The sequence below is a fragment of the Bradyrhizobium sp. Kon10 genome, assembly GCF_055807395.1.
On record NZ_JBVVOZ010000058.1, the window covers coordinates 1 to 13,336 of the forward strand.

Annotated in this window: 12 protein-coding genes and 2 pseudogenes; 11 read left to right on the plus strand and 3 right to left on the minus strand. The window is 57.3% G+C overall.

The features are described from left to right. Window positions 1-172: 172 nt before the first annotated feature. Window positions 173-415 (minus strand): annotated as a pseudogene (locus AC0L2O_RS35215) (transposase); the annotation flags it as partial. A gap of 201 nt (window positions 416-616) precedes the next feature. Here AC0L2O_RS35215 and AC0L2O_RS35220 point away from each other — a divergent pair. From AC0L2O_RS35220 to AC0L2O_RS35240, 5 genes are all read left to right on the plus strand, one after another. Further along, window positions 617-2,020 carry a hypothetical protein gene (locus AC0L2O_RS35220; RefSeq protein ID WP_473372995.1) on the plus strand — a complete coding sequence of 468 codons (1,404 nt, stop codon included), beginning with the start codon at window positions 617-619 and terminating at the stop codon, window positions 2,018-2,020. A gap of 67 nt (window positions 2,021-2,087) precedes the next feature. Next, window positions 2,088-3,125: a hypothetical protein gene (locus AC0L2O_RS35225; protein WP_473372996.1), complete on the plus strand. Its 1,038-nt coding sequence runs from the start codon at window positions 2,088-2,090 to the stop codon at window positions 3,123-3,125. Between the two features lie 8 nt (window positions 3,126-3,133). Then, complete coding sequence (locus AC0L2O_RS35230; protein ID WP_369721347.1) at window positions 3,134-4,138, plus strand: caspase family protein; 1,005 nt, start codon at window positions 3,134-3,136, stop codon at window positions 4,136-4,138. An 86-nt stretch (window positions 4,139-4,224) separates the two neighbouring features. Beyond that, the gene (locus AC0L2O_RS35235; RefSeq protein ID WP_473372997.1) at window positions 4,225-4,968 is read left to right on the plus strand and encodes a S1 family serine peptidase; all 744 of its coding nucleotides are present in this window, start codon (window positions 4,225-4,227) and stop codon (window positions 4,966-4,968) included. Window positions 4,969-5,021: 53 nt separating this feature from the next. Further along, complete coding sequence (locus tag AC0L2O_RS35240) at window positions 5,022-5,741, plus strand: CHAP domain-containing protein (protein WP_473372998.1); 720 nt, start codon at window positions 5,022-5,024, stop codon at window positions 5,739-5,741. 135 nt (window positions 5,742-5,876) lie between these two features. Here the strand turns inward: AC0L2O_RS35240 and AC0L2O_RS35245 are convergent, their stop codons facing one another. Continuing rightward, window positions 5,877-6,647, minus strand: coding sequence for a hypothetical protein (locus AC0L2O_RS35245; protein WP_473372999.1), 771 nt, complete (start codon window positions 6,645-6,647; stop codon window positions 5,877-5,879). A gap of 206 nt (window positions 6,648-6,853) precedes the next feature. Between AC0L2O_RS35245 and AC0L2O_RS35250 the strand changes: the two genes are divergently transcribed. The 3 genes from AC0L2O_RS35250 to AC0L2O_RS35260 all read left to right on the plus strand — a co-directional run bounded on the left by AC0L2O_RS35250 (window position 6,854) and on the right by AC0L2O_RS35260 (window position 10,556). Further along, complete coding sequence (locus tag AC0L2O_RS35250; protein ID WP_473373000.1) at window positions 6,854-8,518, plus strand: hypothetical protein; 1,665 nt, start codon at window positions 6,854-6,856, stop codon at window positions 8,516-8,518. Window positions 8,519-9,470: 952 nt separating this feature from the next. Next, on the plus strand, window positions 9,471-9,650 hold the full coding sequence (locus tag AC0L2O_RS35255) for a hypothetical protein (protein ID WP_473373001.1): 180 nt from the start codon (window positions 9,471-9,473) through the stop codon (window positions 9,648-9,650). Window positions 9,651-9,782: 132 nt separating this feature from the next. Continuing rightward, window positions 9,783-10,556, plus strand: a complete 774-nt coding sequence (locus AC0L2O_RS35260; RefSeq protein ID WP_473373002.1) for a GIY-YIG nuclease family protein — start codon at window positions 9,783-9,785, stop codon at window positions 10,554-10,556. 72 nt (window positions 10,557-10,628) lie between these two features. On the opposite strand, the gene AC0L2O_RS35265 is transcribed toward AC0L2O_RS35260, so the two are convergent. Further along, on the minus strand, window positions 10,629-10,952 hold the full coding sequence (locus tag AC0L2O_RS35265; protein WP_473373003.1) for a hypothetical protein: 324 nt from the start codon (window positions 10,950-10,952) through the stop codon (window positions 10,629-10,631). 11 nt (window positions 10,953-10,963) lie between these two features. Here AC0L2O_RS35265 and tnpA point away from each other — a divergent pair, with 11 nt between their 5' ends. The 3 genes and pseudogenes from tnpA to tnpC all read left to right on the plus strand — a co-directional run. Further along, window positions 10,964-11,386, plus strand: a complete 423-nt coding sequence (gene tnpA / locus AC0L2O_RS35270; RefSeq protein ID WP_200515195.1) for an IS66-like element accessory protein TnpA — start codon at window positions 10,964-10,966, stop codon at window positions 11,384-11,386. Continuing rightward, complete coding sequence (tnpB, locus tag AC0L2O_RS35275; protein WP_473373004.1) at window positions 11,380-11,733, plus strand: IS66 family insertion sequence element accessory protein TnpB; 354 nt, start codon at window positions 11,380-11,382, stop codon at window positions 11,731-11,733. The genes tnpA and tnpB overlap by 7 nt, the downstream gene beginning before the upstream one ends. A gap of 51 nt (window positions 11,734-11,784) precedes the next feature. Beyond that, window positions 11,785-13,336 (plus strand): annotated as a pseudogene (tnpC, locus tag AC0L2O_RS35280) (IS66 family transposase); the annotation flags it as partial.

A 13,336-nucleotide genomic window follows, 5' to 3' on the forward strand; every position in this document is an offset into this window, starting at 1 on the left:
GTCGGGCTACGCCCTCCCTACGTCACGAGCCCGGCGAAGCTCTCTCATCCTGATTGACGCTGCACTTCCATCCTGATCGCCGCGCCGCACTGATCCTTCGATCCTTGAATTCGCTGGTCCACGTCCGGGCGAATGACCGGAGCGCAGCCTTGGTGCCGCTGTAGGTGCTGCGGCCCTTGCGCAGCTTGGGAATGCGCAGCTCGACCGCACCGGCGCGGGTCTCCCAGGTCCGGTCGCGGTAGCCGTTGCGCTGGGCCAGACGCTCAGGGCTCTTCTCGCCGTAAGCCGCCCCGGTCTGGCTTTCGACCTCGAGCTCCATCAGCCTTTGGGCAGCAAAGCCGATCATCTTGCGCAAGAGATCGGCGTCAGAGGTCTTCTCCACGAGCGTGCGCAGGTTGATCATATCATCGGTCATCGGTGGTTCCGCGGTTGCGTTGGCGTGTCGCAACCCGATCCTACCGGAGAACTGCCGGTGACCACCGCAAAGCCGCCCCGCTACGGCGCTATTTGAGGGCGCGCGTCCGGGCGGCTTTGCTCTACCGAGCTACACCACCACCGGGGACACGACCCAACTAATGGCTGCGCGGGACTTGCAATGCAATTTCAAAGTCTTAAGATGGCCGCCAAGCTCCCGGCATATGACAGCATAATTGCCAGCGCGATCATTTTGACAATCTGTTTTTGTGGACGTCCACTGATGAAGCATTTGGCGACACGAAGCGCCATAGTTTTGGTGCTCGCCTTTGTCCAGAGTTTTGAACCCGCGTTCGCCTCGGACGGGTCCGAAGGCCGCGATTTAGAGTCGCTTGCAAGAGCGATTGCAGAGGCCGACGAGATTCCGTCAGCGACGTTTTGGCCGTCCATTAGATTGAAGTCGTTCGATTCGAATTTGAGCGTCTTCGTCGCTCGGCGCGGCGGCCCAGCCTTTGGCGCTGGTGTCCCCACTGACCAGGCTTGCGCAATGCAGCACTTTCAAATGAAGCTGGTTGGAAAAAATGGAACCGTAAAGAACGAGTTCGCAATCCTACTCGATCCACAAACCTCAGGGCTTCCCACCAAGCCAAAATATTTGATTGCGCGTACAGAAGCGTTGCACGTGGACGCAGATGGCAGTCCGCGTGCATACCATCCCGAAGACCCGTTTGCTGACAAATCATGCAAGCTTACACCTGGTCCTGCCGGTGGCTACGTATCTGACCGGCCTTGCGCTATTGATACGTTCGGCGATGCCGGCGTCCATGTGCTGGACCCCGCACAGGAACTCAAGGGCAAAGACCTCCGGAAGGTTTGGCCCGGCTTATGGCCCCGAATTCGCGATGGCATCGCAAAGCCAATCGAAGTTGGCGCCATGCCGGAGAGTTTGAAAACTGCCTATTACGGATTTTATGACGCAGAACGAGGAGCGCGGACGTTCTTCAAGCGGGACATAATCCCCTCGACCGCTAACAAGCTGCCCTGCATACGCAAAGCAACATCCCGCTTTGCCGGCTATTTTGTTGCGGCAACTGCCCTCAGACATAAGCAGAATGTCGTGGGCGTGGACATCGAAGATGCTGACCAGATAGCCCCGCCCGAATGTCTACCTCAATCGTGGCTGGATGCTTCGACTGTCCCATTCTTCGTCCTGCCCGGCAGTCCGTTTGGTCAGATCAGGCCTGGCGACCTGGTCGCGGCCTATGCTCTCATAGGCGGGAAGGAGCGACTGATATTTGCCGTGATTGGCGACTCTGGACCGACCCAAAGCTTCGGGGAAGCGTCTGTCGCTTTGATCCAGCTCTTGAGATCTGGAAGCTTGACGCCCGTGGCATCAAACCGAGACTTGAACTCTTGGGATAGGAAAATGGACGTGACCATCCTGCTCCTCGGAAACACAGAGGATACTGTAGGGCTTCGATTCACCCATCAAGCGATCCAGATGGCCGGTACATCGGAGTTGCAAAAGTGGAATGGTGGCACTGGCGACATACTGAAGAGATTGAGGGCGTGCTCCAGGCAGGCGCCCCTCAACAAGGGCGGATAAACCTGTCAAGCTGTTGCGGAATATGCGTCTTGCAGATAGCGCCATTATCTAGCTGTTGGAGTCTCCATTGACGAAGTTCACGACGATCCCGCACGGCGGTCTTTTCGCGCTCGCTGCCGCCCTCTGTTGCGCACTGGTCGAGGGCAATTTCTCAGCATTTGCAGCGGAGCAAGCAACGCCTGAGATCAGGCAAGCAGCTGAGGTTTTCTCCCAGCTCAAACAGGCCTCTGACATTTGGAGGTTCAGTTCCGACCAATACAAGATCGAAAAGACTATGGTGTTCGAACAAGGCGTCATTGCCGCCCGCACGGTAAGCTTTGCGGGCGACTCCGTCCTGACTATCTCGGATGCGGCTGTAACGGCAGGTCCCATATTTATCGTCGCCGAAACGATCGAACTGAATGGCTCCGCAAGAATAACGTGGTCGCGACGTACGATTAAGGAGGTGCCGCCCGATCGCCTCAGAGCGCCTGACGGGGCTTTCGGCCGTGGTGACGGCAGTCCCGGAGCGTCTGGTGCCCCGGGTCAGCAGGGGAATGTCGGATATCCCGGTCGTGCTGCTCCATCGATCGTCCTGTTTGCAAAGGCCATTAAGGCGGCCAGCGGTGCAACACTTTCGGTGGACCTGGCGGGAGAGCAAGGCGGTCCCGGGGGCCGAGGACAGGACGGAGGCCGCGGAGGCGACGGGGCTAAGGGTAGCCCGGCAAGTCAGAGCGTTTTTGACTGCAAGGCAGGACCAGGACGAGGAGGAGACGGGGGCAATGGCGGCCCGGGCGGCCCGGGCGGCCCGGGCGGGGCCGGTGGTGCAGGCGGCGATTTGCTTCTGGCCGGACTGCGAGAGGACGACGTCAAACTCATTCGACTTCGAGCACAAGGTGGCGATCCCGGTCCTGCAGGTAAAGGTGGTAAGGGTGGCGACCCAGGAGCCGGCGGACCTGAGGGAGAGGCCCAATTGCCATTCTGCAGACCAAGCGGTCGGAGGGGCAACGACGGCGTGCGGGCTGGCGATAATCAGGACCTCGTGGCGTCGGGACCGAATGGCGCTGATGGCCGCTTCATCGTGGTCCCACTGACTGAACGGCAATTGATGGCGGTATTTCAATAGAGGCTTCGATGTCGGCTCAGTTGCTCAGACAGACATTGCTTCAGCTGATCATGCTGTTCTTGGTGTCAGGAGTAAACGCTCAATCGCTTGTCGACGCGGCCGAGGTTTCAGTCCCCAAATATGCATTGGTCATTGGAAATCGAGATTATCGATCCTATCCGGGAGTATCCCCAGCCGTTAACGACGCGGATTTAATCGCCAAGCAGCTTAGAGCTCTTCACTTCGATGTCATCGTGAGAACAAACGCGGGTTACGACGATATCGTCAGGGAAGTTCAGGATCTCAAGAAGCGGGCCGAACAGAGCGCTAGTCAGGACGTACGGCCCGTAGCCGTCGTCTACTTCTCCGGTCACGGCTTTGTTTTGTCTGGACGTCAATTCATTGCGGGCGTTGATGCCGGCAAGACCCGCGCAAAAGACCCGACATATGAGAGCGCGGCCATAGAATTCATGATCGATCAATTGGCCGAGGAAAGCGCGCTGATCGGTCTTTTGGACGCTTGCCGCTCGGACCTCGCTCTCGATCGCAAGATGGCCGTCAATGCCGCGGTCCCAGACGACCCAAGTGACGGACAGGCTTCGTCAGATGTTGGTCTTGGTTCTTTTCGCCGCCCAGTCGTTCCAAAGCCTAGAGAGTATTTGTTCGGCTTCGCGAACAAATTCGGCGTTCCGGTGGCTAGCGGCAATAATGGCGATCCAAACAGTCCATATACCAAGACGCTCAGCCATTTCCTGGGCGATGACGAGAACATCATCGAACAATTGGAATCCGTTCAGGATGAAATGCAGCGGGTTATGCCGAGTTTCCACCCAGACGTTTCGCTCGATATGAGCCGAGCGATTTTTCTAAACTATTCCGATGCCGTACTAGCCCGCATGCGAGAAGACTGGAAGGAAGCGACACGAGCTCCTTCAGATGCCTCAATGCGGAAATTCGTCAAGAAGTATGGAAATAGTCCCCTTACCTACCGGGCATTGCAATGGCTTCGACAGTCGGAAAGCACATCCAAGTAAGCACGGCGATTTTTATCATCCTAGGCCTCTGGTCGTCATCCGTTGTGGCTGCCCCACGCGAGTATGAAGCGGCAATGCGCCATTGGATGGCGAAGGATCGTGATTCAATTAAGATTTTGCAGGGAAGCGACGTCGCACCTGACTCACATCAGTGGCAGGTCGCCATTCTGAGAGCCGACATACCGGAGACATTCTACGCGCAATTCTGCGGGGGAACTCACCTCGGCTCTGGCTGGATCTTGACTGCCGCGCATTGTGTCGTGGGGCTGGCTTCGACTGATATCCAGATCTACGCGGGATCCGTCGCCTTGGACAATGGGGGTCAGCGCTACAAGATCTCGCAAGTAGTCCCCTATCCCAGATATGACGAACAAAGCCTTGTCGGAGACATTGCACTGATCCGTGCTGACGGACTTGCAGTGAGCACGCTGGCCGTCGCCGACTCATCGTCCAGTGGGTCGGCACTTCGGCCGGATTCCAAGATCCTCGTCTCGGGTTGGGGCGTTACCGATACGGTCGAGAACCGAAAGAGCAATACGCTAAGAGAAGTAAGTCTGCCGTATCAAACGAATAAGACCTGCAATGGACCGGAATCGTACAACAAGACCATCAGATCCGTCATGTTCTGCGCTGGTGAAATGGGGGGCGGGGCTGACGCCTGCACCTACGATAGCGGAGGCCCGGCAGTTGCTTTTGTGGGGACGAAGCCGCTCCTAGTTGGTATCGTTAGCTTTGGTGATGACTGCGGGCAGCCAAAGAAGTTCGGGGTTTACACGCGAGTACTCCCCTATCGCGATTGGATCGACAAGCTCGTGTCCGCCAAGCACTGACCATCCTTTCAATTGTAGCAATCTCCACAATCGTTCATCCAAAGGAGTCTAAGGTGAGAATAGCACGCAGGACGTTTCTGACCGGTGTAGCGAGCACCCTCTTCGCATCGCCTGTGATGGCGGATGATGATCGTCTCGAATATCGCGAGTATTCTTTTACAGACTACTTCTCGCCACGGCTCCGTGGCCGCTACCCTGTCCGGCCGGAGGATATCAAGGCAGCCAACGCTATTGTTGATTCATTGAAAGGAAACGATTGCTATTCAGCGATGGACGAATTGTCGCGAATAACTGAGGTCGGCTCGACCGGTGAACTCTTTAACATGCGTTGGAAGACATTTGCAAACCCGCTAATCGTGCGCTTCTTCCATGACATCGGCTACAAGAACACCCCTTACCCTGGCGATTGCACGCCGTGGTGCGCAGCAACGCTTTCCTGGTGCCTGAAGCGCACTGGAAAGCGTATCCCATCCGACCCAGCTTCATCGCAAAGCTATCTCCGCTATGGAAAGCCTGTTACTGACCCACAGCAGGGAGACATTTGCGTGTTTGGCGATGTCGGCGATCGCGCTCATGGTCACGTCGGCTTGTTTGTTTCCCGCAGAGGAGACACCTTGAGCGTCCTTGGCGGAAACCAGTTTGGGGAGTCCGAGACAAATTGTGGTGCCGGTTTTCGCAAGAGCAAGATTGCCGTCGCCCAGATACCGATCAACCCCAAGAAGGACCGAAAGGTCGGCATTCATTATTTGGCCGCCTATGTAAGGCCCGTTTAGTTAACGCGATCAGAGCGACCTAGCGCTTGGGGATCTTAGCTTCGGGATCTTTCGAATCTGATCGAGGCGCATCCAGAACTACGGCCTGCGTGGACGTAGTTCAACCAAGCAAGAGCCCGGCTGATGCTTAGGAAACTACAAGGCGCTCCGCAGCCATTTATTGGCACTCGTCAAGGGTACTTGGCCGGTCAACTGCAAGTTTAGAACCAAGTCTCCATTTTGAGTGCCAATTTTGGCCGACTGTATGGCAACCGAATAGTTCGACATCAAATGCTTCACGGAAGTCACGCCTCGGCGGATTTGAGCGTTGATGATGGCGAGCAGATTCGCGATCTTCGGAGAAACGAGCGAACGAGTCTTGCTCGCGAGATAGGGGTTTGGTGCAGGCACAAAACCCACGAAAGTAAAGCCGCTCGGCACCACATCGAAGGCGCCCGCCTGCAAGGTAACCGCTTGAGCCGTGTGGGACAGGGTGACGGGTATCGAAACGGCAATATTGCCTTCGTAGAGTGGGACAGAATGGCAGTCGCGAATGTGTGCCTCTGCATTGATCACCAACGGCGCATTCTCCGCATATGATTGCTGAAGCGAAATACTCTTGAAACTTACCTGGGTGCGGTTTGCGCTGCCACAAGCCATGCCTGAGTTTAAACTTGGAAGCGTGCCGTCGATCGAGGCCTGAACGTTGCGAACCGCAAATGAAGCTGTGGTCGTGGCCGTTTCAAATGTGCCGAAGGGGCGAAGCTTTGTTTCGGCCGCGAGACCAAGATCCAGCGGTACATCTTGAATCCGGATTTGCGCGTGCGCAGGAATGGCAACCAGGGCGAGCCAAAAGATGACTACTGCTCCTGCGGCCGGGGCAAGAAGGGTACGAAGCAGGACTGCAAGTCTCGATCTGACGCCCATTTGGCGCCCCCCACCAAAGATCTGGAGGATTAGACAAACACATCTGACGACGCCACGCAATATCTGGTTGCACGGCGGCCTCGGAGCTTTACACGCACTATCACCGCAACCGCGCTGCCGCTTTGCAACAACTCAATCTTTGATTGCGCGCGACTTCTGGACATGCCATTTTTGACTGATTTCCTTTTGGGGGAGGAAGGATTCTCGTGAATTTCAAATCGATCATTGTTTTTCTCTGCCTTACAAGCCCAGCCGCAGCGGCCGACAAGCTCGTCAAGGTCATCTCCGGTTCAGGCGGTGACCTGCAGATCTCTCGACTTTACTCGGTCGATTACCAGTGCAAGATCGATACGTCCCACCAATTCGGCGTAGTTCAGAAGGCGCTTGGGCTTTGGGACGCTGGTTGGAGCAAGGGGACAGTCAACGAGAACGTCTCCGTATATTCGACAAGTCCTGCGAACGCACCGACTACTACCGGGGCGACGGGGAGCGGAGCGAACGCTCCCGCAGGATCGGCGAACGGCAATCTAGTTTTCAGCACAAACGCGATGACATTTGCGATCACGCCAATACGAGGTACGGACGACAGAAGCATCGGCTGCCGTGGACAATTCTTCATTAGCGGCTCGGAAAATTTCCGGATCGATGCGCAGGTCGGGATCAACACCACAAACCAGTTTGGCGACATAGTCTCGAAAGTAGCGACGCTTGCAAAGACCACCGTCAGCTCCGTGTACGCACTCTTTCGCGCGGCAACGCCGACTGAGTTCGGTAGCAGCGTTACTGCTAGTGCCCAAATTCTTCAGGACTACGATGGCTTTCGGAAGCTGTTCAGCGTGGACAACCCGGCAACTCAAACCGATACAGGCGACCTGCGGATCGGGAATAATTGGATCGTGACATATGACAGCGGCGGTACCGTCGTCTCGTCCCTACAGCTCTATGTCCAGCCAGTAGTCAGCCTGGTTATGGACGGGCACACCAAGTTTTTGGCCGCCTACAACGCCTCCGCAGCGAATGTCGGGATCACCCTTACTGGGGATGAGGCCAATATGCGCTCGCAATGCTCGCAGCAGACGCAAGTTTACTATACAGCCGGCATTACCGATGATCGCGACGTTGCATTCCTGCTCTATCGCCGCTTGCTGGTGTCCTTCACCGCCCACCAAAAGATCGCCCAATGCATGGGTCTTCAGATTGCCAAGGCCACATTGGGGATCATCAATAAAGTCGGAAAAATAGCTGACGACTTTCTTGTGACTTCGGATGATATCAAGAACTTGACCCACCCCATTCAATCGGATCAACCGCACGACAGACCGACGCTTGCATCCGATATGGATTCATTTTTGGATCAACTTGATCGGCATTTGCAAAGCCGAGGACTTCGCGGAGAGCAGCTTAGTAAGTTAACCGAATACTTTGCGCCCGATGTTCGCATCGAAGACACGACGACGGACTATAAGGCACTGGCGCTACTGGCTCCGAAGGCGGGCGCGAACGACACCGGCGCTTCATTCAAGCGGGAAGACCTTCTCGCGTCATTTCGGACTGCGGGGCTCCTGCGCTGGCTTTGCGTACAGCGAACGAAGCAAGCCATGGCGCCGGCTTTGCCGGTGTACGACCCAGCTATCGATTCCGCGGTAATGGTTGTCGCAGCGAAAGCTGGTGCCAGTGACACCCTGGATAAGAACAAATCTCAGCTCTTTGGGGTGCACATAAAGTTCAAGAAGGCGTTCAACAGCGAGCCGCTTGTCATCAACAAGCTCATTTTTGAAGAGCGCCTGCTACCGCTACTGTTGAAAGACAACCCGACTTGCGTTCCGGTTCAGACCGATCAAAAGAAGGAGGCGCAGCCTCCAAAAGCTTGATAATCTTGCCGACTCTCCATGCTGATATGGCACCAGACGACATTCTGCGTCACTCATAGCCCACTCAAGAGCCAACGAGTGGGTCGAGATCGCGGCGCCCCATGCATGTTCATCGGCTCCAGCAACTGTTCACCACGATAGTAGTCGACTTCTGTGCTAGCGGAATTGCTGGATTGCCCTACAGACGCTCTTGCTATTCTAAGTCCCCCTTTTGTGCCCAGGAAAGCGACTGGGCTGGCCGAGGAATGTTTCCGGGGTCCAGGACCGATCACGTAGAGCTGGGTTCTCCGGTTTCGAACCATTCGAGCGTTAGTAAATGGCCGCCGCGCCTCGGCTGCGACGTTTAAATCGTATCATCCTTTGTTGCAGAGATTTTCTCGCGTTCCGCGTTCTTTGATCACGGGCGATAGAAGTTCGTCCGCGTATTGGAGAGTTACTTTCTGGTTGTCAGGAAGAGGCGAGGCGGAGGCGCCGGGGCTATCTTGCGCAGGGATAATCCTCCCGCCTTCGAGCCTCCTGCCGTCTCCGAACTAATCCGAACGAGAGATACTTCGATTGGAGTTGGAGGTTTCGAAAGCTCGCTCCCCAGACGATCAAAATAGACGAGTCCGAGGCGCCAGCGTCCGGGGGAGACACCGTTTAGACGAAGAATGTAGGTCCGATCCCCCGTAGCTGCCGCGCCGTCGCCCAGGTCGGATTGCGGCGAAAATCCCGCCACGAGGATCGAGTTAGAAACCTGCTTACAATTTATCGTTTTGCTCCCGCTGGTATCGTCTGGGTCTATCCAGTAGGGGGGTTGGCGCGCTACTCGAGTATAACTTGATGCGCAAAAGCGCCTTGGAATCCCTGGCCACCCGCCACTCGTAGCGAATGAATGTGTTCACCGCTCTCCTCCGACGCAACGTCCTCCTTCAAGAGCCACGATCGGCGCGGTCAAACGATGGAGGACAAGATGCAGCCCTGGACGATCTCTGAACTGATGCACCTGACACGGGAGGAACTGTGCGACTTCGCCAGCAGGATCGAAGGCGCCCTCTCCAGCTTTGAGCCTGGCACTATCGGGCGGTTGAACGCCTTGACCAGCCTCGACAACATCCGGCGCGTGATGGTGAGCAGGGGCCTGCACTACTAATTTCAGATACCCGCAACCTACCGGATGTTGTCCCCAGCAAAGAGGATTGGCAAAGATCGTCGAGCTGTCCGAATTGGAGTACCCATAAGCGCTCGCTAGCCATCTCGTGGCCCCGCATCCATGGAGTAGGAAATGCTCGAAAGAGATGAAGCGGTTGAGGCTTTAGCTGATACCTTGATGGGCCTTGGTGCTCCGTTCACGTTGCCAGAGGATTGGATTATCCTGTGCGACGACGACGATCTGCGCCATATGCCGCGGACGGCAGCAAAGAAGTTGCTGGCGAAAGCGAAAAAAGAAGCGGCGCGTCGGTGGCTGTGGGAACGTTTTGACCCCAGTGAAATGGAGATGGAGCTCTTGGAAGAGTCCGAAGACGGTGACCGCACCGAGGAATTCGACGACAAGCTGCTAAAGCAGCGAGCCATCAATTCGATCGATGATGTCGTGTCCACGGTCAAATCACTGCGAGAGGCGCAGGCAAATGTTCCGAGCAGCCCTTCGCAATCAAAGACTCATGAGGCGACGGTAGCGGCGCGCGAGGCGTTCGGATATCCAAAGGAACGGCCAGCCCGGACTGATTGCTTCGATGAAGACGTGCGTCGCCAGTGCCGACGCGTCATCAACAATATCTACAATAGCACGGTGAAGTCTTCCGGACCGGTGGTCTACTTGATCAGTACCGACAATCCGGAATTCGTAAAGATCGGATTTACCACCCGCCTCGATCACCGATTGAAATCCCTACGGACAGCTTCGCACGTCGAGCCTACAATTCACCTGGCGATCCCAGGCACACGGACACTTGAAGGCGAGCTTCACACGCGATTCGAAGCGGCGCGCTATAATCGCGAATGGTTTCGGCTGACAGACGAAATCAAAACGTTCATTGCCTCGGAAAGAAACAACTGAGGCTCGACGCGCGGGCACATCCTGTCCGAAGCAGCACTTGCGGACCAATCACGGCCGCCTGGAAGTCGCGGATCATGGGCGATCCAGATCGAACAGATGCACGGCGGGGCGACCCTGCACGTGGTGCGCCCACACTTCAATGGTTGGGAGCTCCGGGACCTCGGCTGCCAGACGATTGATCCGTTGAAAGATCCGCTCAAGATTGCCGTGACCGTAGATCAGGTAAATGGCCCGCTCATAACCCACCCTGCGGCGAGACAGGGAGAGGGTCCGGATGTCTTTTTCTATCCCTTCAGCGGTGGCCTTTTGCGACTTGATTGTAAGCGGGGCTGCGAGGCCCATCAGATTGTTTGTGCGTAGACCTATGAGCGCCGTTACAAGAGTCATCTTCTGCAAGGGTGCTCACAATGGACGACCATTCGGACGACATAAGACGACCATTGTCACCGCGCATAGAAGTGTACGCCGGCGGCGGCCGGAAACAGTGGCCAGATGATTTGAAGGCGCAGATCGTCGCGGACAGTCTCGAGCCTGGCGCGATCGTAACAGATGTCGCACGTCGCCATGGCTGCCGGCCCCAGCAGGTGCATGACTGGCGGCGCCGGGCGCGTTCAGGTCAACTGGTGCTGCCAGCTGCGGGGGGAGCACTGTCGTTTGTGCCGTTGGTGTCGGAATCGTCGCCATCGGTGGCTGCAGCTCCCTCCGGGTCGCCGGAAGCAGCCGTTGTGACGGTTGAGCTCCATGGGGCACGAGTTGAGGTGCGAGGGACGCCTGGCCTTGCCGTGTTGAGTGATGTGTTTGTTGCGTTGCGCCGGACACGTTCATGCTGACGGCTCCCGCTGGCCTCATGATTTATGTTGCGACCCGACCTGTAGACTTCAGGAAGGGCGCAGATGGCCTGGCGCTGTTGGCGAAGGAGACGCTGGGCCACGATCCGATGAAGGGCGTGGCGGTGGTCTTCCGTGCGAAGCGCGCTGATCGGGTGAAGATTGTTGCCTGGGATGGTAGTGGCCTCGTGCTGTATTGGAAGCGGCTTGAGGGCAGCGCCTTCAAGTGGCCGCCGGTCGTTGACGGCGTCATGCGAATGAACGCCGCGCAGTTGTCCGCGCTTCTGGCCGGCATGGATTGGACACGCATGCATGCGCCTCGAATCCCGCAGCCGAAAGCGCTTGCGTAGGAGATAAAATCTTCGCTGCATCGAGGCGCGAAGCATGGCAGACTCGTGCCAATGAATGATTTGCCTGATCAACTGCCGAGCGACCCAGCCGAGTTGCGTGCGTTTGCCGCGGCTCTGCTGGAGCGCTGCGCCAGACTCGAGCGGTTGCTCAAGCTTGCAAAAGATGCGCAGTTCGGTCGATCGTCGGAAAAGCTTGACGCTGATCAGCTCCAGCTTGTTCTGGAGGATATCGATCAGGCCGTTGCGGCTCTCGAAGCAGCCGAGGACCGCGCCAATCCAAAAACATGCGAGAAGAGAGCTGCCAAGCGCAGGGCCAATCGTGGCAAGCTGCCGGAGCATTTGCCACGCATCGTCGAAACGCTGATGCCGGCTGCAACCTGCTGCCCGTCCTGCCAAGGCGATCTCGTTGAGATTGGCCGCGATGAGAGCCAGAGGCTGGACGTCGTACCGGCGCAGTATCGCGTCATCGTCACCCGCCGCCCCAAACTGGCCTGCCGCGCCTGTCACGGCGTCGTCCTCCAGCACGCTGCTCCCGAGCGACTGATCAGGGGAGGACTGCCGACCGAGCGGCTCGTCGCGCATGTGATCGATGCCAAGTATTATTGGCATTTGCCGCTTTACCGCCAGGCGCAGATGCTGGCGACGCACGGTATCGCCATCGATCGTTCCACGCTCGCCTTCTGGGTCGGCTATGGCGCCCAGGAATTGAAGCCCTTGTGCATCGTCTGCGCCAGCTTCTGCTCGCCTCTTCGAAGCTCTGTGTCGACGAGACCCCCGCACCGGTGCTGGATCCGGGGCGCGGCAGGACCAAAACCGGCTACTTCTGGGCGCTGTCACGCGATGACAGGCCCTGGGCCGGACCTGACCCACCTGGCGTGGTTTACGCCTATGCACCGGGCCGTGGGGCCGTTCATGGCTTGCAGCTGCTTGAGGGCTTTCGCGGCATCATCCACTGCGACGGCTATCAGGCTTACAAGACTATGACCCGAGAGACGCGTGCGGACGCCTTGTCGGGGACGCTCGCCTTCTGCTGGTCGCATCTGAGGCGCCAGTTTGTGAAGATCGAGCGCGAGGCTGCTCCGGCGCCGGCTCCAGTTGCCCGCGAGGCTCTCGAGCGCATCGCCCAGCTTTACGCGGTCGAGAAGGCACTCCGCGGCCGATCTGATGCCGAACGCCGCACCGGCAGGCAGGCGCATGCCCAGCCTCTGGCTGCAGCCTTGAAGCAGTGGTTTGAGGCAACGCTTGATCACCTTGCGCAGAAGAGCGACACGGCGAAGGCTTTGCGCTATGCGCTGCGTCATTGGGACGGCCTGACGCTCTACCTTGATGACGGGCGCATCGAGATGGACACGAATGCTGTCGAGCGTGCGATGCGGCCGATCAAGCTCAACGCCAAGAACTCCCTTTTTGCCGGTTGCGACGAGGGCGCCGAGAATTGGGCAGTTCTGGCTTCGTTAATCGAGACCTGTCTATGCCGCGCGCGGCATAGACAGGTTTATGCCGCCCGCCGAACTATGCCGAACGGATTTGGTATGGCACGCCGTTGTCACGCTGGTACGCGTCGATGGCGTGCACGGCAGCCCCATTCCATTCGGCATAGTTT

What these genes read in the sequence shown, in the direction of transcription:
- tnpA (WP_200515195.1), top strand. Translation starts at nt 10,964, where the DNA reads ATGGACGACCATTCGGACGACATAAGACGACCATTGTCACCGCGCATA.
- AC0L2O_RS35235 (WP_473372997.1), top strand. Translation starts at nt 4,225, where the DNA reads ATGGCGAAGGATCGTGATTCAATTAAGATTTTGCAGGGAAGCGACGTC.
- AC0L2O_RS35220 (WP_473372995.1), top strand. Translation starts at nt 617, where the DNA reads ATGGCCGCCAAGCTCCCGGCATATGACAGCATAATTGCCAGCGCGATC.
- AC0L2O_RS35245 (WP_473372999.1), bottom strand. Translation starts at nt 6,647, where the DNA reads ATGGGCGTCAGATCGAGACTTGCAGTCCTGCTTCGTACCCTTCTTGCC.
- AC0L2O_RS35255 (WP_473373001.1), top strand. Translation starts at nt 9,471, where the DNA reads ATGCAGCCCTGGACGATCTCTGAACTGATGCACCTGACACGGGAGGAA.
- AC0L2O_RS35230 (WP_369721347.1), top strand. Translation starts at nt 3,134, where the DNA reads ATGTCGGCTCAGTTGCTCAGACAGACATTGCTTCAGCTGATCATGCTG.
- AC0L2O_RS35260 (WP_473373002.1), top strand. Translation starts at nt 9,783, where the DNA reads ATGCTCGAAAGAGATGAAGCGGTTGAGGCTTTAGCTGATACCTTGATG.
- tnpB (WP_473373004.1), top strand. Translation starts at nt 11,380, where the DNA reads ATGCTGACGGCTCCCGCTGGCCTCATGATTTATGTTGCGACCCGACCT.